This is a genomic window from Zobellia galactanivorans (genome assembly GCF_000973105.1).
Classification (GTDB): Bacteria; Bacteroidota; Bacteroidia; order Flavobacteriales; family Flavobacteriaceae; genus Zobellia; species Zobellia galactanivorans.
Map to the genome: position 1 here is coordinate 991,256 of NC_015844.1, position 23,353 is coordinate 1,014,608.

Consider the following 23,353-nt stretch of genomic DNA (forward strand, 5'->3'; position numbering starts at 1 on the left):
CATTCTAAAAACGGCTTATCGCCTCTTCAATCTTTTCTTCGGGCACACACAATGAAAATCGTATATACCCTTCGCCCTTACTTCCAAAAATGGTTCCCGGGGTTATAAAAAGGTTCTTTTCGTACAGTACCTCATCTATAAACTCTTCGGCAGATTTGCTTCCTTCCGGCAACTTTGCCCAAAGGAACATTCCAACCGCATCGGTATCATAGGTACAGTTCAATTTATCGGCCAATTGACACATAAGCGCCTTTCTAGAGCGATATACCTCATTCAGCCTATCGAACCAATCTTGATCACTTTTCAGGGCCTCTATGGCTCCTTTCTGAATTCCGTAGAACATCCCCGAATCCATATTACTTTTTACCTTTAGCACGGCATTGATATGTTCGGCCCCGCCCAATACCATTCCTACGCGCCAACCGGCCATATTAAAGGTCTTGCTCAAGGAGTTTAGCTCTAGGGCCACCTCTTTCGCCCCATCGACGGCCAAAATACTTGCCGGCGCATCGTTAAGCACGAAACTATAGGGGTTGTCGTTTACCAAAAGGATATCGTTCTTTTTGGCAAATTCCACCAATTTTTCAAACTGCCCTTTTGTCGCCGTGGCCCCGGTCGGCATATGGGGGTAACTTGTCCACATGATCTTTACCTTTGACAAATCGTGTTCCTGCAATTCTTCCAAATCGGGAAACCATCCGCTTTCGGCACTTAGGTTATAATATTTTGCCTCTGCCCCTACCAACTTCGTGACCGAGGTATAGGTAGGATAGCCCGGATTGGGTATCAAGGCAACATCGCCCTCGTTCAAAAAGGCCATGCTAATGTGCATAATACCTTCCTTTGAACCCATTAAGGGTAAAATCTCGGTCAATGGATCTACCGTAACATCGAATTTTTCACTATAAAAATCCGCTACACCCTGACGCAGTTCGGGCAAACCCTGATAACTCTGATACTGGTGTGCACCTTCTTCCAAGACCGCATCTTGAATACTCTTTATGATCGCTTCTGAGGGAGCCAGATCCGGACTTCCGATACCCATATTGATCACGGGCCTTCCTTCGGCGATCAAACCTCTTACCTCTCGCAACTTTTTCGAGAAGTAATATTCTTCAACTGTATGTAAACGATTTGCCGTTCGTATCATATTCTCGCATTTTTATATTCACCCAACACCTTAAAGTCTTCCGACATGATGTTCAACAGTGATTTTGCCTTGTCGAAACAATCATAACCATCAAAAGTCACGTCAACAAAAAAGGCGTATTTCCATGGTGTCTCAATTATGGGCAGCGACTGTATTTTGGTCAAGTTCAAATTGCAATCGCTCATAACATTAAGCACAGCCGCAAGACTTCCGCGTTTATGGTCGGTAACAAAACGTACCGAGGCCTTGTTGATCTCTTCCTTCGGAAGCACTTTATTTTTTGTCTTTACAATAATAAAGCGGGTTGCATTGTTTTGAATGGTCTGTATGTCCCGTGCTACGATGTTCAAATCGTATAAATCGGCGGCAACTTCCGGAGCTATGGCCGCAATATGCCTTAACTGTTGCTCTTGAATCCGTTTTGCCGTTTCGGCCGTATCAACATCTTCCACCATTTTAATGTGTGGATAATCGCCAAAAAATTCCTTGCACTGCAACAGGGCCATAGGGTGCGACCTCACTTCTTCAATATCGGCTATTTCCTGTCCCTTTAAGGCCATTAAATGGTGATGGATATTAAGGTAGTGCTCCCCAATAATATGCAAATCCTTATGGTAAACCAGGGCATAGTTCGGTATGATCGAGCCAGCAATTGAATTCTCAATGGCCATTACACCTATATCAGCGGTCTTTTGCAGCAATTGATCTACCAAGAAATCAAACGACATACATTCTACCAAATCTACATTATCATCAAAATACTCTCGGGCTACTTGGTGGTGGTTAGACCCCTTAATTCCCTGAATGGCTATTTTTAGCTTCATAACTGGCTTTCTGCCTTATGGGAAACACTTTTAAACGATAATTCCCAATAGGTATTGAACAAAAAAAGTCCCGTTTTTCACGGGACTTCAATTGGTTTATATCATGCAATATTTTACAACAGTCCCGTACCTCTCTCAAAAAAGAAGTAAAAATAAAAACCGTTGAAAAAGAATCGCTTTGTCATAACACACTTAAACTTCGGCTAAAGTAACAATTAAATTTAAAAATAAACGGGTAGAACCGATTTTTTTCCAATTTATATGTATCTCGCACTCAGGCATTGGTCTATTTTTATATTTCATAGTTCGCAGACACCTTTTTAAAAAATACGATATTACTTAATTGTTTATTTTTGATGGATGAACCGAAAGTACCCTTAAAAAGTACATCGTTAAAATCTACATTCAGAACAACTATCTAACTTTCATTTGTCCCAATATGTCTATAAGCGTCTACAAAATCAGCAAAACTTTCGGAAGCCAAAAAGCTTTGAAGAACATCAGCTTTAAACTTCAAAAAGGGGAAATCGTTGGTTTTTTAGGGCCGAACGGCGCCGGAAAGTCAACCATGATGAAGATACTGACCACCTATTATACGGCCGATAAAGGTGAGGCTTCGGTCAACTCCTTCGATGTTCTGACGGAAAAGAAAAAAGTTCAAGAGAGTATCGGCTACCTGCCCGAGCACAACCCCCTATATCTAGACATGTATGTAAAGGAATACCTTGCCTTTAACGCAGATGTCTACAAAACGGACAAAGCCAGGATACCCGAGGTCATTGATCAAACCGGACTATCACCTGAAGCCCATAAAAAAATCGGGCAACTGTCTAAGGGCTACCGCCAACGTGTCGGACTTGCCGCCGCCTTATTGCACGATCCCGAAGTACTGATCTTAGACGAACCCACCACCGGACTCGACCCCAACCAACTATTGGAAATCAGAAAACTCATCAAAGAGATCGGAAAGGAAAAGACCATACTGCTCTCGACCCACATCATGAAAGAGGTAGAGGCCGTTTGCGACCGCGTTCTGATCATCAACAAAGGTGTACTTGTAGCCGACAAGAAACTTAGCGAACTACGCGATGCCGAAGAACAAATCATTGAGGTGGAGTTCGATTACCGGGTAGAAGAGGCCTTCTTGAACAAGTTGCCCAACGTAAGCCATGTAAAAAACACAGGTGGTTTTGTCTATGAAATCACGTTCAGCACCTCCAAAGACATGCGCCCGGCCGTTTTCGATTTTGCGCACGACAACCAACTGAAGACCTTGCAACTGAGCCGCAAGAACAAAAACCTCGAAAGCCTGTTCACCGAACTTACTTCCGACTAAAAACAAAAAATCCGGAAGCCCTATGTGGAATTCCGGATAGGCTTACAATAGTCCGAATCAAAACTTCAGGGCCAAGCCGACTCCGTTTTCATTAACGGCGGGCACCATACGGAACGACGTTCCGTTACCCAAACTATCGTTATAATTGAGTATGGCCTCCTTTTTGTTTTTCATGGCGTGGTGAAAGAAAATAGAGCCAATGATCCCGGTTCCTGCAAAAGCGATGGCAGGTGCCGTAACACTCTTGTCATCGTTCTCGTTCACCAAAAACCAAATGGCCGTACCAAAATTGGCGGCCCCGGCAATCATACCTCCCATCATTTGTTTTTTCGATTTTTCCCAGTTCATTTGGGCCACTTGACTTTCCGACATGATCTTATCGATTTCCTTCCACGTCAACTTTTGTCGATCTTGATAAAATTCAGGTCCCCACATGCCCGAAAAAGAGGTTATCTCTTGGGCACTTAAGGTGAACGCAAAGAGCCCGCATCCGAGGGTCAAAATAATTGATTTTAGATTTTTCATAGCTTTTTATCTAAAGCTAAACGATTTCAAGGCAAGTAACAAGCTTACACCCCTTCAAAAAGCTTATGCATTAACTATTTCAGCATTTAAGTCAAAACCCGCTACAATGGGCCGGACTGCCCTTCCTTAGACCGTATCAGGCTATCGATAACCACATCCAGTTCCGGTTGCACCTTGGGATCGGTACAATTGATCAATATGGAAAATACCATTTCCTCTTCAGGGTAGACCAAGAAATTGGAGTATCCGCCCACGCCATTGCCCACATGGCCATAGTAAGGCCTTCCTTGGGCATCTTGGCTTACCTGCCATCCCAGACCGTAATAAATAGAGCTACCATCGACCTTTTGAGCACTGAGAAACTCGTTCCGAAGCCCAGGTGTCAATACCTGGCCCTCAAGATAGGCCTGCCCGAACTTGGCTATATCGGGCGTTGTAGAAAGAAAGCCCCCGCCCGCCATTTTATAATAGTTGTTCACGGGAATGGCCTTACGAAAGCCCCTTTTGTTTTTAGAGTAGAAACATGGTTCCGCTTGGGTATGCCCTAAATCGGGCCATGAAGTACGGTCCATCCCCAAGGGCACCAAAACCTTCTCTTGCACATAGGTCTCGAACGGTATTCCACTGACCTCTTCCATGGCCAAGGATATCAACACCCAATCAAAACTATTATAAAGATAGTCCGTTCCGGGCTTAAAGAGCAATTCATCGTCTTTAAAGATTTCAATACTCTCCTTGATGGTATAAGGCTTGTTCAGGCCGTACTCAATACCCCTATACCCTCTTATACCAGCGGTATGACTCGCCAATTGACGAATGGTAAAATCGTATTTTTTCTTCGGGTAATAAGGTACATAAGTGTAAAAGGAAGCATCTAGATCGATCAAGTTATCGCCCACCATATAGGCCAAGGCGGTAGCCGCAATAGGCTTTGAAACACTGGCAATGCGAAACACGGAACTTTGAGGGTCTACCGGAAGCTTCCTTTCCAGATCGGCAAGGCCGTATCCCTTTTGAAAAAAGGGCTCCCCCTGCTTGAGTACCGTAATGGCCAGACCGGGGACTTTCTCTTCCGACACCAGATCTAACAACAGGCGATCGGCCTCCACCAATCCGTTCAACAATGGATCATTGCCCAACACACGCTTCTTAGCGAACAGGTTTTCTATATACTTGAGTATCGGATTCATATCGGGTTTCGGTCGGCACAAAGTTACAGATTGCATTTGTGCCCGTACCGATCTTATGGGCAGAAGTTGAACCTTAACCCGGGAAACTACTCAAAAATGAGGCGCCCTTTGTATAATTCTTCCACATCTACCTCTGTCGGCCGGTTTGAACTAAAGACGTCACCAACCCCGCGAATTACCCCTTTAATGGACTCTTGCGGATTCACGTACATATCGTTCGACCCCCTATGGTTCAAGGTCACGCTTTGGGCGACCAGGTCCGCGGCCTCTATGCGCGAATCGCCCGCAGCAATGGTCAAACTTAAATTATCGACCGTACCTTTCAACTTAAAATAAGCGATTCCGTTCACTATCACGTTCAGGTCGGTAGCCGCCACCTCCAAATCAAACTCACCATCGGTGGTTTGTGCTTCGGGGTCGGCAAAACTTTCAGACAATAGGTTCAATCTCGAATACGCCAAAACGCCATCGCTTGAAATAGGCCAGCCGGTGCTGCTTCGTATCTCGGTAATATCGGGGGCGGTCACGTAAATTTTTGTAACGCCATAATCCCTAAAATAATTACAATCATTGGTATCGCGTAAAATCAGCCGCCCATCTACCACCTCGGCCGTAACCTCGTTCCGCAATACACTTCCCGTTTCAATCTCTACCTTTTGAACGGCACCTTGCTTTACGACCAAGCTTACATTCTCGTAAACGGTAATCTGGGTAAAATTATCAACCACTACCTCTTCACGAACGATATCACCGGTATTCTGAAAACAGTCGGAAGCATTTTCACCATTACAGGAAACAAGCACAACGGTACAACAAAGCATCGCAAAAAAACGAGACCAGCGCACCACTCTACCACTGCCCAAAGGCACGGTTTCACTATCCCTATCTTTTAATCCTATTGCCATATTTTATACCTCTTTCATTATAATCGTATCCCTACACCGAATTCCACCGCTTCGGCTGCGGCGGCATGTGATTTCAGGCTTACCACCCCAAATACCTTATCACCAAAATAACGTTTGAGACTAAGGCGGTTATACACCTTTCCCTCAAAATCAAAGGGGTAATACACATAATACCCGAGCTGTGTTTCAATGGAAAGCTTATTGATAAAAAGTTCATGTCCCACAAATACTCCCACCCGTTTAAAATCGGTATCGGGATCTATGTCATTTTCAGGAAATGAAATCGATTGATACCTTATCAATTCCTTCAAAAAATTGCTAAAAAACACATCCGTTCCCAATTGAACGGCACTTTTTCGCCCTAGGCGTTTATCGGCATAAGCCGAAAAAATATAGAACGGATATTGTCCGTGGCCAATATTGTCGCTCTCGTTGACACCTCCCCTAAAGACCAAATTGTATTTGACAGGCTCGGTAAGCCTTACCTTTTCCCGTCGAATATATTCCGTGTCCTTACCTTCCAAGGTATACGTTAGCCCCAAATTAAAGGCGAAGGTATTGGTAGAGGTATTGGGTGCCTTTACATTGGCATTGGAGAAATGCATGATAGAAATACCCGCCTTAAAGCCCAAGCCCTTATAAATATTCTCCTTATGGTAATTTATCATGGCATAGTTAGAGCTCAACAATCGCGTACCGTAGGCATTGTTCCTAAAATTGGTCTCCCGATCGTAGGGGTTGGTCATATAGGCCAGCCCCTGGGCCACCCGAAACTGAAGGTTGCGCTTTAAAAAGTAAAAGTTGAAATGGGCGTACACAGCATAGGCCTCACCGAGAACCGAACTGTTCGTGTTGTGATAGATAAACGAGCCCCCCAAATCAGGATAGTTGTACCACTCCTCCCATTCCTTTAAACCAAAAGTCTTTCGATTGTACGCCAGAACAACACCCGCAGGGTGATCTGTTATCAAATGCGAAATATCAGGATTGTGAAGTATAATGGAACCGTAAAACTGGTTCGCTTCAAACGTATAAGTATGGGCTTTTTCGGACTCTTGTGAAAAACAATATCCGGCACACATCAGAAAAAATAAAAACACCCTTGGGCTCATGGAGCGCAAAAATAATATTATTCGTTATTTTAAGCCCAAGGTTCGCCTTTATTTTCTTACAAAGCCCTTTATTTAAAAAATCTCCTCGGCAATGGCCTTGATATTATCCGATTTACCCATGGAGTAATAGTGCAGTACGGGAACCCCGGCCGCTTTCAACTCCTTTGATTGCTGAATGGCCCACTCAATACCCACTTGACGCACCTCTTTGTTCGAGGCACAATCGTCAACGGCATCGATCAGGTCTTGCGGCAAATCTATCCGAAATACCTGTGGCAGCAGCTGCAAGTGTCTTTTGACCGCAATAGGTTTGATTCCCGGAATGATCGGAATGTTTATGCCCATTTTTTTGGCTTCCTCTACAAACTGAAAGTATTTTTTATTATCAAAAAACATCTGGGTCACCACATAATCGGCACCGGCATCTACCTTTTCCTTCAATCGTTTTAAGTCCGATTTCAAAGAAGGCGCCTCCAGGTGTTTTTCAGGATATCCGGCCACACCAATACAGAAATCGGCACAATTATCGGTCTCTACCGTATCGTGCAAATAATTACCACAATTCAGTTCGTGTACCTGCTTCACCAAATCAACGGCATAGGCATGCCCTCCCTTGGTCGGCTGAAAATATTTTTCGTCTTTCATGGCATCGCCACGAAGGGCCATAATATTGTCGATGCCCAAATAATGGCAATCTACCAACAGATACTCGGTCTCTTCCCGTGTAAACCCACCACAAAGCACATGGGGAACGGTATCTACATTGTACTTGTGCTTTATAGACGCACAAATACCAACGGTACCGGGACGCATACGGGTCAACTTCTTATCCAACAGACCGTCACGATCAATATACACATACTCCTCCCGCGACGTGGTCACATCAATGAACGGAGGCTTGAAATCCATCAAGGGATCGATATTATCGTAAAGTTGTTGAATCTGATGTCCTTTTACAGGCGGTATAATTTCAAAGGAAAATAAAGTTTTGCCCTTTGCATTCTTTATATGGTCCGTTATTTTCATGTATGCTGCCCCTTGACCGGGAAATTTAATGTTTATGCTCTTTTATGGCGTTCGGGCGGGCTATCCGCTAAATTTTTTAAAGCCTGTCGGACTTTAAAAAGATACCGCTCCTATCCCTAACGCATTATTCTGTTTTCTCAATCGACTACACCGCTAAAAGCATCCGCTTTACCTCGGCATATGTGTTCTATTTCAATCGTCCGCTATATTCGGTGCCAACCACTTGGTCGCCTCTTCTAGGGAAATGCCCTTCCGTTCGGCAAAATCGGCCACTTGGTCTTCCTTTATTTTTCCCAACCCGAAATACCGGGCTTCGGAATTCCCAAAATAATAGCCCGAAACCGATGAAGCCGGCCACATGGCCAGACTGTCGGTAAGTTTCACACCGATCCGCTCCTCTACCTTGAGCATATCCCAAAGGGTCAGCTTTTCAAGGTGGTCGGGACAGGCCGGATATCCTGGTGCGGGACGGATACCCTTATATTTCTCATCGATCAACTCGTCGTTTTTCAAATGCTCATCGGCGGCATAGCCCCAATGCTCCCTTCGCACCTCTAGATGCAAGTATTCGGCAAAAGCTTCGGCCAAACGGTCGCTCAGCGCCTTTACCAAAATGGAGTTGTAATCGTCTAGGTTCTTACGGTAGGCATCCGCCAGTTCGTCGGTTCCAAAACCTGTAGTCACACAAAAGCACCCTACATAATCTTGCTTACCCGATTCTTTTGGCGCCACAAAATCGGCCAGTGCGTAATCTGGCACGCCCTCGCGACGTTTCAATTGCTGGCGCAAGGTTCTAAAGACATATGTTTTATCCTCTTGGCCGTCGTTGACCTCTACTTCAATATCGTCATGGTTCTCCAAGGTATTGGCCGGAAAGAGTCCGAAAATCCCTTTACCCGTCAATTTTTTATCCTTTAAGATAGATTGCAGCATTTTTTGTGCATCGGCAAAAAGCTCGGTGGCCTGTTCGCCTACAATCTCGTCGGTTAGAATATCAGGGTATTTTCCATGCAGTTCCCAACTTCTAAAAAAGGGAGTCCAGTCTATAAAGGGCACCAGTTTTTCAAGATCCACATCTTCGATTACCTGAATACCAAGCTGACGGGGCTTTACGATCGAACTGGCTTCCCAGTCGATCTTAAATCGGTTTTCCCTAGCGGCTGCAAGGCTTTTGTATTCCTTCTTTTTGGTACGGCTCAAGAACTTTTCCCTGAACACGTCATAGTCTTCCTTGATCGTCTTCTTATATTTCTCCGAGGTATCTTTCTGCAACAGGTCGCCCACTACGGTAACGGCCCTTGACGCATCGTTTACGTGCACCACGGCCTCACTGTATTGTGGATCTATTTTTACGGCCGTATGGGCCTTACTCGTCGTTGCCCCTCCTATGAGCAAGGGCACCTTAAAGTTCTTGCGTTCCATTTCCTTGGCCAAGTGCACCATCTCGTCAAGCGAAGGCGTAATGAGTCCGCTCAACCCGATAACGTCAACATTGTGGGCTATGGCCTCGGCAATTATCTTTTCGGGCGGAACCATGACCCCCAAATCGACGATCTCGTAATTGTTACAGGCTAAGACTACACTTACAATGTTTTTTCCAATGTCATGCACATCGCCCTTAACGGTGGCCATTAAGATTTTTCCATTGCCCTTATCGTCCCCTACTTGCGGATTCTTCAATTTTTCCTCTTCGATATAGGGCAACAAATACGCCACGGCCTTTTTCATGACACGGGCCGACTTCACCACTTGGGGCAGAAACATTTTTCCACTACCGAACAGGTCACCCACCACGTTCATACCTATCATAAGGTGGCCTTCGATTACCTCAATAGGCTTATCGGCGGCCATACGGGCCTCCTCTACATCTTCTACTATATATTGATCTATTCCCTTGACCAGGGCCCTCGTGATCCTGTCCTGCAAGGGTTCTTCACGCCACGAAAGGTCTATTTTACTTTCCTTGGCCTTACCTACTACCGATTCGGCAAAATCCAATAACCGTTCGGTCGCGTCTTCCCTACGGTTGAGAATAACATCTTCTACGTGCTCTAATAAATCTTTGGGAATGTCGTCATAAATCTCCAACATGGTCGGGTTTACGATCCCCATGTTCATACCCGCTTTGATGGCATGGTACAGAAAAACCGAATGCATGGCCTCACGCACGGGGTTGTTCCCCCTAAACGAAAAGGAAACATTGCTCACCCCTCCGCTCACACTGGCATAGGGCAGATTCTCACGCACCCATTTGGTGGCCTTTATAAAATCTAGGGCATTGAGCTTGTGCTCGTCCATACCCGTGGCAACGGGGAAAATATTAAGGTCGAAAATGATATCTTCCGGCGGAAAACCTACTTGGTTCACCAAAATATCATAGGATCTTTTTGAAATTTCTACGCGCCTATCATAATTGTCGGCCTGACCAACCTCGTCAAAGGCCATTACGATAACGGCCGCGCCATATCTTTTTATTAATTTGGCGTGATTGATAAACTCTTCCTCACCTTCTTTCAGACTGATGGAGTTCACCACACACTTCCCCTGAACGACCTGCAAGCCTGCCTCGATAATATCCCATTTAGAGCTATCGATCATTATAGGCACCTTGGCAATATCAGGTTCGGCAATAACCAGGTTCAAGAATTTGACCATGGCCTCTTTTCCATCGATCAGGCCGTCATCCATATTAATATCGATGATCTGGGCCCCACCTTCAACCTGATCTCTTGCAACGTCTAGCGCCTCTTCGAACTTACGCTCCTTGATCAGACGTAAAAAACGTTTAGACCCGGCCACATTGGTACGTTCGCCCACGTTTACGAAATTACTTTCGGGGGTGATCACCAAGGGCTCCAAACCCGATAGTTTTAGGTAGCGGGCGGCCGAGGGCCGGGTATCGGTTATCGGTATGTTCGAGTCGTTACTCATAATATCTCCATCATTTTTTTATACTTGACGAATCTGCATTCCCTTCAAGATTCTACGGCAATCTTCCGTGGGTCGTATTTTCTCACTAGATCCGCAATGGCCGTAATGTGCTCAGGCGTTGTACCACAGCACCCGCCAACGATATTGACCAGGCCTTTTTCCACATATTCCTTTATCTGCTCGGCCATTTGCTCGGGGGTTTCATCATATTCCCCAAAGGCATTGGGCAAGCCCGCGTTCGGGTGGGCCGAAACGGCATGCTCCGTTCTGGTAGACAAAACCTCCAAGTGTGGCACCAACTGATTGGCCCCAAGGGCACAGTTGAACCCTACCGACAGGATTGGAATGTGTGAAATGGAAATCAAAAATGCCTCTGCCGTTTGTCCTGACAAGGTTCTTCCCGAGGCATCGGTAATGGTACCGCTCACCATAATGGGCACCTCTATATTCCGTTCCTCCTTTACCTCTTCAATGGCAAAAAGGGCGGCTTTGGCATTAAGCGTATCAAAAATGGTCTCTACCAAAAGAATGTCGGCCCCACCATCTAACAAGGCTTCCACCTGTTGTTTGTAGGCAATTCGCAATTCGTCGAAAGAAACGGCCCTATAGCCCGGATCGTTTACATCGGGAGACATGCTGGCCGTTTTGTTCGTCGGCCCTATACTCCCCGCTACAAACCTTGGTTTATTGGGCTCTTTGGCGGTAAACTCATCGGCCACCTCCTTGGCAATACGTGCGGACTCATAATTGAGTTCGTACACCAAATCTTCCATATGGTAATCGGCCATGGCGATAGTAGTACCCGAAAAAGTATTGGTTTCGACAATATCGGCGCCTGCGGCAAAGTATTTACGATGCACATCGGCTATGGCCTCGGGTTGGGTCAGCGACAATAGATCGTTGTTCCCCTGCAAGGGGTGTTCCCAATCTTTAAAACGCTCACCGCGGAAATCTTCCTCGGTAAATTTATAGCGTTGGAGCATGGTACCCATGGCACCGTCCAATACTAAAATGCGTTCCTTTAATATCTCTTGAATTTTTTTCATTTCCTTATTTCCTTCTTATGTCGCACGTTCATGCACAAAGGCCCCTCTTAGACCAATCTACAAACAACTATCAAGCAAAGGAATAAGGACAGACAATCTTGCCTCTCTTTGTTATCTGTCCCACAAATACTAGGATAGAATGTAGCACCTTCTTTATAAGAAAAGGGTTGCCAAGGTTTCACTGGGTCTATTCCCTCCACCTTTCTTGATAACAGTCTTGTTATTTTTATGAACGATTTGCAAAGTAACGCCACATATGGTTCAAAACCAAAGAAACCTTCCGGTTTTTGGCGGCTTGCATTTAATAAAAGCCTTCTGTTCAAATACTACAACAGAAGGCCTTTATCGATATATACACTAATAGCTAATTAAGCAATACTTTGAACGACCTCTTTTTTGGCCTCTTTTTTACTTCCGTCAAAACCTTCTACCCCACCTACAGTGGTGTATTTCATAACGTATCTTTTACCTGGGTTTATCAATTGATAAGCGAACTGACACATTACGGCCGCCTCATGGAAGCCCGATAAAATCAATTTCAATTTACCTTCATAGGTATTTACATCGCCGATCGCAAAAACACCAGGTATGTTGGTCTGATAATCTTTAGCGTTGTTTACCTTAATGGCATTTCGTTCTATTTCAAGACCCCAATCACCGATCGGACCCAATTTTGGGGAAAGACCGAACAAGGGAATAAAGTTATCAACCTCAACATAGGTCTCCCCTTTTTCGGGATCGTTATGCTTTACGACCACTGCTTCCAAATGATCATCACCGTACAGTTTTTTCACTTCGGCTTCGGTAAACAGTTTTATTTTTCCTGCCTTTGCCAATTCCGCTGCTTTTTCTACGGAATCCAAGGCGCCCCTGAACTCGTTTCTACGGTGCACCAAGGATACTTCCGAAGCCACGTCGGCCAAGAAAATTGCCCAGTCCAAAGCAGAATCGCCACCACCGGCTATCACCACTTTTTTGTCGCGGTATACTTCGGGATCTTTAATCATATAGGCCACCCCTTTATCTTCAAAGTCGGTAATATTCCCAATAGGCGGTTTTCTAGGCTCAAATGACCCAAGTCCACCTGCAATAACCACTACCGGGGCATGGTGTTTTGTACCCTTATTGGTCGTTACTATAAAAGAGCCGTCTTCTTGCCTATCTAATGTTTCGGCACGCTCACCCAAGGTAAAACCTGCTTCAAAAGGCTTAATTTGCTCCATTAGGTTGGTCACCAAATCTCCCGCAAGAATTTCTGGAAAAGCGGGAATATCATAGATCGGTTTCTTTGGATAAATTTCCGAACACTGACCACCTGGTTGTGGCAAAGCATCTATCAAATGGCATTTTAACTTCAACAAACCTGCTTCAAATACCGTAAAAAGACCTGTTGGGCCTGCGCCAATGATGAGAATATCTGTTTTTATCATAACTATTTACTTAACTGTAATTCTTGATTTTGGGCAATGGATAGAATGCTCGCCCTGTGTTTTACTACTTCACCTATTATAATTATTGCCGGATTGGCCAACTCTTGTATTTCTACTTCCCCTTCTATGGAAGCAATAGTGCCTATGGCAACTTTTTCATCCGTTCTCGTCCCGTTTTGCACAATGGCCACCGGGGTTTCAGATTTGCCCTCTGCCTTGAACAGTTCCACTATTTGCGATAGTTTCGACATTCCCATCAAAATAACCACCGTAGCATTGCTCTTTGCGGCCAAAGCCACATCACTTGACAGCTTGTGGGCCTTTGTTGTTCCGGTAATCACCCAAAAACTCTCGGTAGCGCCCCTTTTGGTCACTGGAATGTTCTGGGAAGCCGGCACCGACAAACAAGACGATATACCCGGCACCATAGCCACTTTCACCCCGTGAGACGCGGCGTACTCCATTTCTTCGGCACCACGGCCAAATACAAAGGGATCCCCGCCTTTTAAACGTACCACATGGGCATTGGCCTTGGCCCGGTTTACGATCAATTCATTGATCTGTTCCTGCTGATAGGCATAACAACCTTTTCGCTTACCCACAAAAATATGTTCGGCCTTGGGCGCATAGTCTAACAATTCAACCGACACCAACGCGTCGTACAACACCACATCGGCGTCGGCAAGTGCCTTTATGGCCTTGAGGGTGATGAGCTCCACATCACCGGGACCGGCACCTACAACCGTAAGTCGACCACCCGAATAAGGTAAATTGTTAGATATTTCGTTGGAGTGTTTCATGGTTAAACCTCTGCCAATTCTTGTTTTCTAAATGTTTCCACCGCTTTCAAAAATGCCGTGGCATCTTCCAAATAACTTTTTGCAAAAGCTTCCGTTGGCTCGTTTTTGTTCAATTGTAGCACCAATTCTTCAAACCCCCTTCCGAGCTCGATCCTGCCCGAGGCTATGAATTTTTGATCAAAATCCTTGATAATGGTAGCATGGGTGTTCACTTTCGCTTTTTCCGAGGTCAATAAGGCCTTGGCCGAATTCACCATGGAAGAATAGGAATGATAGATACTGGCCGCCCATTTCTTTTCATCGAATGACTCTTGTGCATTCTGTATTTTTTCTTCGCTTTCAAACAGCAAGGTGGCAATAAGGTCTATCACTACACCTGCACATTCACCGACACCAATGGCCTTCTCATAGCGCTCCGTATTTCCCCAGTCGATAAAGTCGTCCGGCGTAAGGTTTTCAATATCGGATAAAGGAGTTAGAAAATCGTAGAAATACATTTGCCCCTTTTCCTCGTAATAATCGGCATACGACTTTCCGTTGCCATTTTTATCGTAATCGTCCAAAATCAACCGTAAGGCCTGAGGACCTCTTTTAGAAGGAACCTTCACCACTTTATCGGCAAATCTTCCGTTTCCATCACCATCGGTACCACCGCCCAACAAAACTTGAAGCGCCGGCGCCACCAATTTATCCTTGGTTCTGATACTCATCCCCTGAAAACCGATATTCGCCATGTTGTGCTGACCACAGGCATTCATACACCCACTGATCTTAATGGCCACATCCGGGTTGCTGATGTACTGCGGGTACTCGGTTTTTATTATACGTTCCAATTCTTCGGCAATACCGGTACTACTCGCAATACCCAAGTTACAGGTATCCGTACCCGGACAAGCCGTAATATCAACCGCCCTGTTATAACCGGCCTCTACAAAGCCTAATCTTTTCAGTTCCGTATAAAAGAAGGGAATCAGTTCATTGGCCACATAAGGAATCAAAATATTCTGACGAAGGCTCAACCTTAGTTCACCCGCAGCGTATTGATCCACCAAATCAGCCAACAACCTAGCCTTATCCGTATAGAAATCCCCTAGCAGTACTTTAATACCGATAGCGGTATAGCCCTCCTGCTTTTGAGGTATAAGGTTCGTAGATTTCCAGATTTCAAAAGCTTCGGTATCCTCTATTTCTACTTGCGGCGCCTCAGCTTTGGCTACCTCAACCTTAGGATAGGCCTCGGCATCGATAGGATAGGTTTGGTAAGGAACGGCCTTTTGCTCTTCGGCCAACAAGGCTTTGAATCCGTCAAGCCCCAAGTCCTTCAACAAGAATTTCATTCTGGCCTTGGCCCTACTCTTTCTTTCCCCGTAACGGTCAAAGACACGAACTACACCATCCATCAAAGGAATGATCTTATCTGCGGCAAGAAAATCAAAAAGCAAATCGGCGTGACGTGGTTGAGACCCCAGACCACCGCCCAACATCACTTTAAACCCTCTTACCCCATCTTGTATCTTGGCTATAAAACCAAGGTCGTGCATATATGAAAGACCGGTATCGGCATCACTGGCAGAAAAAGAAACCTTGAACTTACGCCCCATTTCCTGACTGATAGGGTTACGCAAAAAATACTGAAAAAGTGCGTGCGCATAGGGCGAAACATCAAATGGTTCATCTACATCAATCCCGGCGGTTTCACTAGCGGTTACGTTACGGACCGTATTACCACAAGCCTCACGAATGGTAACATCATCTTTTTCGAGTTCCGACCAAAGTTCGGGCGTACGGTCTATATCCACATAGTGGATCTGGATGTCTTGACGCGTAGTAATATGCAATCTACCTCTAGAATATTCATCGGAAACGTCGCTAATGCGCCTAAGTTGCCGTGAGGTAACTTTTCCGTAGGGCAATTTAATACGGATCATCTGCACGCCAGGTTGACGTTGACCGTAAATACCCCTGGCCAGACGCAAACTACGAAACTTTTCCTCGTCTAAATTACCTTCCTTGAACTGGCGTATTTTAGCCTCTAGGGCCAAAATATCCTTCTCAACTACGGGGTTTTCTATTTCTGTTCTGAAACTTTGCATGCTATCTCTATTCTAGTTTCTCACCGTTTTGACGGCAGATTGTTAATTATATATTTTTCCTATAGGTTTTATAGGGATAATTGAATCAAAACCCTGACCCTTGTTCTTTTTTTACGAACTTCTTAACTTATGAAACCCGCGCCGACCGTATTATTGGTTTGTGTATCGATCAAGATAAACGAACCGTTGGTACGGTGATCTTTGAATTTATCGTAGAAAATAGGCTTGTTCAATTTGAAGGTTACCTGGGCGATATCGTTCATACCCAATCCCCCGTCAACGTTGGTATCGATTCCCGAATAATCGGGATTGATCTTGTGATGGATGTTATCGACCTTGGCCAACACTTTGTTCACCCCGTGTTGCACCACATATTTTTTACCGGCGGTCAGGTTATCGGAATCCATCCAAGAGATAGTAGCCGTAAACTGCTTATCGATCGTAGGCAAATCTTCGGCCTTGACCAACATATCGCCTCGACTCAAATTGATCTCATCTTCCAAAGTAATGGTTACCGAAGACCTTCTTGAAGCGGTATGGTATTTTTTATCGTAAAAATAGATATCCTTGATCTTAGACCGTGTTTGCGATGGTAAGGCAACTACCTCATCACCTACGCTAAGCTCCCCACCGTAAACCTTACCGGCAAAGCCCCTAAAGTCATGGTGCTCCTCCGTTTTTGGACGGATTACGTACTGCACGGGAAAACGTGGTGTACCCACATTGAAAATATCCTTGCGATCTAGGGCTTCAAAATGCTCTAACAACGTAGGACCCGTATACCAAGGCGTCTTATCCGTTTTATTCACTACGTTATCACCCTTCAAGGCGCTAACGGGAATAAAGGTGATCTTCTGGTCTTGATAATCCCTTTTGGCCATCAATTCCTCGAAATCGGCCTTAATGGCATTATAAGTTTCCTCGGAATAATCTACCAAGTCCATTTTATTAATAGCCACTACCACATCTTTAATGCGCAAGAGGTTATTGATAAAAAAGTGACGGTTGGTCTGTTCGATAACCCCTTTTCTCGCATCGATCAAAATAATCGCCGCTTGAGACGTAGAAGCCCCCGTAACCATGTTACGCGTGTACTCTACATGGCCGGGAGTATCGGCTATGATGTAACTTTTCTTTGCTGTTGAAAAATAGATATGTGCCACATCTATGGTGATACCTTGCTCACGCTCGGCCACAAGACCATCTGTAGCCAATGAGAAATCGAGATAATCATACCCCTTGCTCTTACTGGTCTTTTCTATGGCTTCCAACTTATCGCTGGTCAATGATTTTGTATCGTACAGAATTCTACCGATCAAGGTACTTTTTCCGTCATCTACACTACCTGCTGTTGCTATCTTTAATACGTCCATCTTCTTTGGCTGTAATTTTTAATCAAATTTTTTAAACTAATTCCCTAAACGAGAATCCTAAAAGTATCCCTGTTGTTTTCTCTTCTCCATTGCCGCTTCAGACCTTTTATCGTCTATACGGGCCCCTCTTTCAGAAATACTGGAATCGCGAATCTCCTCAACAACGGACTCAATATCGGTCGCATTGGAAAAAACGGCCGCGGTACAGCTCATATCGCCCACGGTACGGAAACGCACCATACGTTCTAAAACCTCTTCGTCTTCCTCTTGGTACACATAATCGGAATGTGACCAGATCAAGCCGTCACGCAAGAATACTTTACGCTTGTGTGCAAAGTAAATGGAAGGTATTTCAATTTCTTCCTCTTTGATATAAGACCAAACATCAAGTTCCGTCCAGTTTGAGATTGGAAAAACACGTACGTTTTGTCCCAATTCTATCTGACCGTTCAACATATCAAAAAGCTCTGGGCGTTGGTTACGCTCATCCCACTGGCCAAAATCGTCACGCACCGAAAAGATACGCTCCTTGGCCCTTGCCTTTTCCTCGTCCCTACGGGCACCCCCTATACAGGCGTCGAACTTGAATTCCTCAATAGCATCCAACAAAGTAGTGGTCTGCAAGGAGTTTCTACTCGAGTACCGACCCGACTCTTCCTTCACCTTACCCTGGTCGATAGAATCTTGAACATTTCTAACGATAAGTTCCAGACCCAGCTCTTCGACCAACCTATCCCTAAACTCGATAGTTTCAGGAAAGTTATGCCCGGTATCGATATGCATTAAAGGAAAGGGAATCTTGGCAGGCCAAAATGCCTTTTGCGCCAAACGTACCAATGTAATGGAGTCTTTTCCTCCCGAAAACAAAAGTACGGGTCGCTCAAATTGCGCCGCTACTTCCCTAAGAATATAGATGGCCTCATTTTCTAAGGCGTTTATGTGTGATGTATCTTGGCTCATAATTTCTTGAATATATTTTTCGCTACTGTGCTTCGATTATTTTTTTCGCTTAAAGCGGAATGTCGTTTAGGTATGCAACCCACACTCACGGTTCTCAAGAACCTTGGTCGGATCAAAGTATTTATGTTCGTTAGGCAATTGCCTTTCTTCCAAATAGGCATCGAGTTGGGCATCGCTCCAATAATAGAACGGACTTACCTTAAGTACTCCGTCTTTGCTCAAACTGAGAATATCCAAGGAATCCCTTAGCGCGGTCTGCCCCTTTCTTAGGTTGGTAAACCAAACATCGGGCTTATGCGCCGCCATTGCCCTTTTAAAAGGCTCCAATTTCACCTGCTCGGTAAACTCGGCATGCCTTGGGTCATCAATTTGCGGTATGCCCATTACACTATCGCGATGCGCACTGGTCTGCTTCGGCACGTACAGGTCGATGTTCAAATCCAAACGCTTGATCAAGTCCTCTGCATGCTTATAGGTGTTAGGGGTATTGTACCCCGTATCGCACCATATTACAGGTATATCGCCTTTTACATTCGAAACCGCATGCAAAATGGCCACTTCATAAGGCCTAAAATTCGTAGTGACTACGGCATTCTCGGCATTTTTGATGGCCCAGTCTATAATTACGGCCGGATCGGCATCCTTAAACTGCTCATTAAGCTTCTTTATCTGTTCTTCTGAAAAACCCATAGCTTATTATTTACCCCAGTTAATTTTATTCCACAAACGCTCGTGAAAGAAGTACAAGAACATCTTGGTCACAAAGTCAATGGATGCGATAGAGGCCGCAATGGCCACCTCACCAGTCAACAAATACGAAACCAATAAGGTATCTAAAGTACCGATTACCCGCCAGCTTACCGCCTTGGCGATACTACGGATAGGTCTTTCAGATTTTTGATCTTCTGAAAACTTTTTCTTGGGAGCTGCTTTATCTAAAATCAATTGATCTACAATCATTTTCTCGTTAATCTAATTACCCTATCAATCTAATAGAGTAAACAAATGTAGTATATTTTTATTGTGTTAGACGCCACAAATTAAAAGAATTTACGTTTACCCTATAGATTTAGTAGATTTATAATAAACCGTAAATAAAATTGCAGAATTTTCAGCACTTCTTCCAGAAGATCGGGAAATCAGGCTATTAAATCGGCCAAGGTATGGTTGCGGTACACCTCAAGATTGGCATCACGCACCATCAGCATCAACTTGTTTACCGAACAACTGGCCTCATCTGGGCAATCGGTACACTTTTCATAAAAATTAAGGCTTACACAAGGTACCATGGCTATGGGACCTTCAAGAATACGCATTACATCGGTCATCAGCACCTCATGGGGGTCTTTGATTAGATAATAACCTCCCCCCTTACCCTTTTTCGAGCCCAAAAATCCACTTTTACGAAGAGACAACAGGATGCTCTCCAAGAATTTTTGCGAAATATTCTCGGCCTGGGCAATTTCAGAGATCTGCACCGGCTGTTGGTCTTTCTGTGAAGCCAAGTAAGTCAGGGCCTTTAAGCCATATTTTGTCTTTTTTGAGAGCATGGGGTAAATATAACAAAAATTGGGACGAGTAAATAGTGCCATAGACCTGCCTGAAGATTATAAAAACATCCGATCCCCACCCCAAGAACACCCCCAACTAAAATGTTACTCTTTTCAATTCATCCCTCATAAACTACAGTTCGGCAATAGCTTCTTTTGAAAACCAAGGCATTACCCAACCTTTGCCCCCGTAACCAATACAAATACCATGGAACAAACCATCACTTTCTTCATTTACCTACACGCATTCTTAGGAGGGATAGGCCTAATTTCGGGAATAGGCAGTACCATTGCCAAAAAAGGAAGCCCTCTACACCAGAAATTGGGAAAACTATTCTCTATAGGCATGATCGGCAGTTCAACCATATCTATACCCATAGCCATGATGCCCAACCACGAAAACCTGTTTTTACTACTGATCGGGCTATTTACCATCTACCTTGTACTGGTAGGCAATAGGGCATTGCAATTCAAAACAAGAAGCAATGCCGATATAGTAGACAAAGCAATATCGGGAAGTATGCTTTTATTTTCGGTAATCATGCTGGGTATCGGAATGTACAGTCTTATGAATACCGTCACTACTGGTGTATTATATATATTCTTTGGAGGGTTTGGACTGCTCTTAACCTTGAAGGATTTTCAGTTTTACAAAAATCCCCAGAAGACCAAAAATGGATGGCTCCTGTCCCATATCGGAAAAATGATCGGAGCTTTGATCGCTTCCATTACGGCATTTATTATTGCGGGTCTCAGTATAGGAAACCTCATGGCATGGACGCTTCCTACCGTACTTGGCACTATTTACATTATGTATTGGAAAAGGAAGGTCAACCCCAAAACTGTAGCCTCCAAAAAAATATAATCACCTACATAAAGAACACATTAGCCCCTCCCTTTATATATTTCTTTTCAAGAAATCGGGTTTAATCCTTATGTTTATCTTTGACAGGACTTTCCCCGTAAAAGATATGGGGCCACACGTATAGTTAGAACTAAAAATGTCGATAGAGCGCTTACAACAAAACGTTTTAAAAAATGCGGCACTGAACAAAGAGGAGCTCCATACTTTTTGCGAAGCCTTTTACCCTAAGTCCATTGCAAAAAAACAATACCTACTACGGCAGGGTGACATCTGCAAGTTCGAAGGTTATGTAACAAAGGGCTGTTTTCGGGTTTTCACCCTAGATGAGCAAGGTAAAGAACACGTACTTTATTTTGCCATTAAAGACTGGTGGATAACCGACATTGACAGTTTCACCAACCAAAAGCCTTCTTTTTTAACCATACAGGCCTTAGAAGACAGTGAGGTACTTCTCGTAGACCACCAAGACAAAGCGCGCCTTTATACCGAAATACCCCAGATAGAACAACTGTTCAGGGTGATGACCCAAAAGACCTTGGTCGCCTTGCAAAGAAGAATGATCAGCAACCTGAGCCAGACCGCAGATGCCCGCTATCTCAATTTTATTGAAAAATACCCCCAAATCGCCCAAAAGCTCACCAATCTCCAACTGGCTTCCTACCTAGGGATCTCCCACGAATTTTTAAGTAAGATCAGAAGCAAGACCGCTTCAAAATAATCCTTGTACTTCATTTATTGAACTAGTTCAATGTTTTGAGTGGCCTTGGTATGCACCTTTGTTCCCTCTAATTAAAACAAGTAAAATGAAAACCATTTTTTCCACACTAGTATTAACAACAATAATTTTATTTCATATGGAAGTACAAGCCCAGAACCCAAGAACCATCAAAACCGGCAATTTTGACTTACAGGTCTATAACGCCTCCGAAAACAGCTTTGGCGTGGCCTCGATTTTGGTCTCGGGAAAGCAAGATGCCATTCTGATCGATGCCCAATTCACCTTGGCAGATGCCGAAGCAGTGGCACAGGAAATCAAAGCATCAGGTAAAAATCTAAAAACCATTTATGTATCGCATGGTGACCCCGATTTTTACTTCGGATTGCAAGTTTTTAAAACCTATTTTCCAGAAGTTACCGTATATGCCGCTCCGGCAACCGTAGAACACATCAAGGCCACTGCCCAAAAGAAACTAGAGGTTTGGGGGTCGCGATTAGGGAACATCATTACCACCAATATTATTTTACCACAGGTACTTCAGGAAAATGCATTGGAACTAGAAGGGGAAAAGCTTGAAATTATAGGTTTGGAGGACTTCCCTAAAAGAACTTTCATCTATATCCCTTCAAGCGAGACCGTCGTCGGTGGCATTAATATTTTCTCGGATAATTTTCATGTATGGATGGCCGATGCCCAAACCAAGGCAACTAGAAAAGAATGGGTTTCCATTCTAGACAAAATTGAAAGCTTAAACCCGAAAGTGGTTATTCCCGCTCACGGAAATAAAGATACCCAACTGAATTTGACCTCTGTGGCCCACACTAAAAACTACATCGCCTTCTATGAAGAGGCCTTAAAAACCAACACTACTTCAGAGGACTTGATCCATACAATGAAAAAGCAATACCCCAACGCCACTTTTGAAACTGCTCTTCAAATCGGCGCCAAGGTGAACACAGGCGAAATGAAATGGTAAAATCAGTAAGAATGGGTTACTTGACGATCCTTATGGCATTGTCAAGTTGCCCATTTAACAAAAATAACATGACGAATCTAGACATAGTTAAAAATACCTACGAGGGCAAAACCTCTGAAGAAAACGGAAAGAACCTGGCCAAGTATGTAGCAGAAGACATTCAATGGACGGAAGCCAAAGGCTTTCCCTATGCAGGCACCTATATAGGCTTGGAAGAGATCACCAAAAATGTATTCTCTAGATTAGGTTCTGAATGGATTCACTACCAGTTTAGCCCAAAACAATATGTTGCCGAGGGAAATACGGTCATCGCCATTGGAAACTATACCGGGGTTTATAAAAAAACAGGCAAAGGCTTTGAAGCACGAGTGGCACACGTATGGACTTTAAAGGATAGTAAAATCATTAGGTTCGAACAGATTGTCGACAGTAAAACCGTTACCGACGCCATGACCAAATAGAAAATTATAGCTGACTCAAAACAAAAATGCTTCCTAACGGGAAGCATTTTTGTTTACACACAATAGCTCTTCCCATAAGCCT

At 44.3% G+C, this 23,353-nt stretch carries 22 protein-coding genes and 1 riboswitch; of the genes, 5 read left to right on the top strand and 17 right to left on the bottom strand.

Going from position 1 to position 23,353, the window contains the following annotated elements; all coding sequences use genetic code 11:
- Positions 1–4: 4 nt before the first annotated feature.
- On the bottom strand, positions 5–1,150 hold the full coding sequence (locus tag ZOBGAL_RS03910; protein ID WP_013992205.1) for a pyridoxal phosphate-dependent aminotransferase: 1,146 nt from the start codon (positions 1,148–1,150) through the stop codon (positions 5–7).
- Positions 1,147–1,974, bottom strand: coding sequence for a prephenate dehydratase (locus tag ZOBGAL_RS03915; protein ID WP_013992206.1), 828 nt, complete (start codon positions 1,972–1,974; stop codon positions 1,147–1,149). Before ZOBGAL_RS03915 ends, ZOBGAL_RS03910 begins: the two co-directional genes overlap by 4 nt.
- 439 nt (positions 1,975–2,413) lie before the next feature.
- Between ZOBGAL_RS03915 and gldA the strand changes: the two genes are divergently transcribed.
- On the top strand, positions 2,414–3,310 hold the full coding sequence (gene gldA, locus ZOBGAL_RS03920) for a gliding motility-associated ABC transporter ATP-binding subunit GldA (protein ID WP_013992207.1): 897 nt from the start codon (positions 2,414–2,416) through the stop codon (positions 3,308–3,310).
- Positions 3,311–3,367: 57 nt separating this feature from the next.
- Here gldA and ZOBGAL_RS03925 read toward each other — a convergent pair whose 3' ends face one another.
- The 15 genes from ZOBGAL_RS03925 to ZOBGAL_RS04000 all read right to left on the bottom strand — a co-directional run bounded on the left by ZOBGAL_RS03925 (position 3,368) and on the right by ZOBGAL_RS04000 (position 20,251).
- Positions 3,368–3,835, bottom strand: coding sequence for a hypothetical protein (locus ZOBGAL_RS03925; RefSeq protein ID WP_013992208.1), 468 nt, complete (start codon positions 3,833–3,835; stop codon positions 3,368–3,370).
- 101 nt (positions 3,836–3,936) lie between these two features.
- On the bottom strand, positions 3,937–5,025 hold the full coding sequence (locus ZOBGAL_RS03935; protein ID WP_013992209.1) for a serine hydrolase domain-containing protein: 1,089 nt from the start codon (positions 5,023–5,025) through the stop codon (positions 3,937–3,939).
- Positions 5,026–5,111: 86 nt separating this feature from the next.
- Positions 5,112–5,930 carry a head GIN domain-containing protein gene (locus tag ZOBGAL_RS03940; RefSeq protein WP_231854794.1) on the bottom strand — a complete coding sequence of 273 codons (819 nt, stop codon included), beginning with the start codon at positions 5,928–5,930 and terminating at the stop codon, positions 5,112–5,114.
- 17 nt (positions 5,931–5,947) lie between these two features.
- Positions 5,948–7,042: an acyloxyacyl hydrolase gene (locus ZOBGAL_RS03945; protein WP_013992211.1), complete on the bottom strand. Its 1,095-nt coding sequence runs from the start codon at positions 7,040–7,042 to the stop codon at positions 5,948–5,950.
- A gap of 72 nt (positions 7,043–7,114) precedes the next feature.
- Entirely contained in the window at positions 7,115–8,068 is a 954-nt protein-coding gene (gene metF / locus ZOBGAL_RS03950) for a methylenetetrahydrofolate reductase [NAD(P)H] (protein ID WP_013992212.1), read from the bottom strand.
- 192 nt (positions 8,069–8,260) lie between these two features.
- Positions 8,261–10,999 (bottom strand): methionine synthase, encoded by a 2,739-nt coding sequence (gene metH, locus ZOBGAL_RS03955; RefSeq protein ID WP_013992213.1) that lies wholly within the window; start codon positions 10,997–10,999, stop codon positions 8,261–8,263.
- Positions 11,000–11,043: 44 nt separating this feature from the next.
- The gene (locus ZOBGAL_RS03960) at positions 11,044–12,045 is read right to left on the bottom strand and encodes a homocysteine S-methyltransferase family protein (protein ID WP_013992214.1); all 1,002 of its coding nucleotides are present in this window, start codon (positions 12,043–12,045) and stop codon (positions 11,044–11,046) included.
- 108 nt (positions 12,046–12,153) lie between these two features.
- Positions 12,154–12,260: riboswitch (SAM riboswitch) on the bottom strand.
- 153 nt (positions 12,261–12,413) lie between these two features.
- Positions 12,414–13,475 carry an NAD(P)/FAD-dependent oxidoreductase gene (locus ZOBGAL_RS03965; RefSeq protein WP_013992216.1) on the bottom strand — a complete coding sequence of 354 codons (1,062 nt, stop codon included), beginning with the start codon at positions 13,473–13,475 and terminating at the stop codon, positions 12,414–12,416.
- A 2-nt stretch (positions 13,476–13,477) separates the two neighbouring features.
- Positions 13,478–14,275: a uroporphyrinogen-III C-methyltransferase gene (gene cobA, locus ZOBGAL_RS03970; protein ID WP_013992217.1), complete on the bottom strand. Its 798-nt coding sequence runs from the start codon at positions 14,273–14,275 to the stop codon at positions 13,478–13,480.
- 2 nt (positions 14,276–14,277) lie between these two features.
- Positions 14,278–16,368 (bottom strand): HEPN domain-containing protein, encoded by a 2,091-nt coding sequence (locus tag ZOBGAL_RS03975; RefSeq protein WP_013992218.1) that lies wholly within the window; start codon positions 16,366–16,368, stop codon positions 14,278–14,280.
- Positions 16,369–16,490: 122 nt separating this feature from the next.
- Positions 16,491–17,741 carry a sulfate adenylyltransferase subunit 1 gene (locus ZOBGAL_RS03980; RefSeq protein WP_013992219.1) on the bottom strand — a complete coding sequence of 417 codons (1,251 nt, stop codon included), beginning with the start codon at positions 17,739–17,741 and terminating at the stop codon, positions 16,491–16,493.
- A 57-nt stretch (positions 17,742–17,798) separates the two neighbouring features.
- A complete protein-coding gene (gene cysD / locus ZOBGAL_RS03985; protein ID WP_316932907.1) occupies positions 17,799–18,713 on the bottom strand; it encodes a sulfate adenylyltransferase subunit CysD in 915 nt (304 codons plus the stop codon).
- Between the two features lie 54 nt (positions 18,714–18,767).
- On the bottom strand, positions 18,768–19,391 hold the full coding sequence (locus ZOBGAL_RS03990; RefSeq protein WP_013992221.1) for a phosphoadenosine phosphosulfate reductase domain-containing protein: 624 nt from the start codon (positions 19,389–19,391) through the stop codon (positions 18,768–18,770).
- A 6-nt stretch (positions 19,392–19,397) separates the two neighbouring features.
- Positions 19,398–19,661: a DUF2061 domain-containing protein gene (locus ZOBGAL_RS03995; protein ID WP_013992222.1), complete on the bottom strand. Its 264-nt coding sequence runs from the start codon at positions 19,659–19,661 to the stop codon at positions 19,398–19,400.
- A 179-nt stretch (positions 19,662–19,840) separates the two neighbouring features.
- The gene (locus tag ZOBGAL_RS04000; protein WP_013992223.1) at positions 19,841–20,251 is read right to left on the bottom strand and encodes an RrF2 family transcriptional regulator; all 411 of its coding nucleotides are present in this window, start codon (positions 20,249–20,251) and stop codon (positions 19,841–19,843) included.
- Positions 20,252–20,459: 208 nt separating this feature from the next.
- Here ZOBGAL_RS04000 and ZOBGAL_RS04005 point away from each other — a divergent pair, with 208 nt between their 5' ends.
- The 4 genes from ZOBGAL_RS04005 to ZOBGAL_RS04020 all read left to right on the top strand — a co-directional run bounded on the left by ZOBGAL_RS04005 (position 20,460) and on the right by ZOBGAL_RS04020 (position 23,271).
- Positions 20,460–21,116 carry a hypothetical protein gene (locus tag ZOBGAL_RS04005; RefSeq protein WP_013992224.1) on the top strand — a complete coding sequence of 219 codons (657 nt, stop codon included), beginning with the start codon at positions 20,460–20,462 and terminating at the stop codon, positions 21,114–21,116.
- A gap of 136 nt (positions 21,117–21,252) precedes the next feature.
- Positions 21,253–21,834: a Crp/Fnr family transcriptional regulator gene (locus ZOBGAL_RS04010; protein ID WP_013992225.1), complete on the top strand. Its 582-nt coding sequence runs from the start codon at positions 21,253–21,255 to the stop codon at positions 21,832–21,834.
- 136 nt (positions 21,835–21,970) lie between these two features.
- Positions 21,971–22,810, top strand: a complete 840-nt coding sequence (locus ZOBGAL_RS04015) for an MBL fold metallo-hydrolase (RefSeq protein ID WP_046287325.1) — start codon at positions 21,971–21,973, stop codon at positions 22,808–22,810.
- A gap of 68 nt (positions 22,811–22,878) precedes the next feature.
- Entirely contained in the window at positions 22,879–23,271 is a 393-nt protein-coding gene (locus ZOBGAL_RS04020) for a nuclear transport factor 2 family protein (protein WP_046287326.1), read from the top strand.
- Positions 23,272–23,353: the final 82 nt, after the last annotated feature.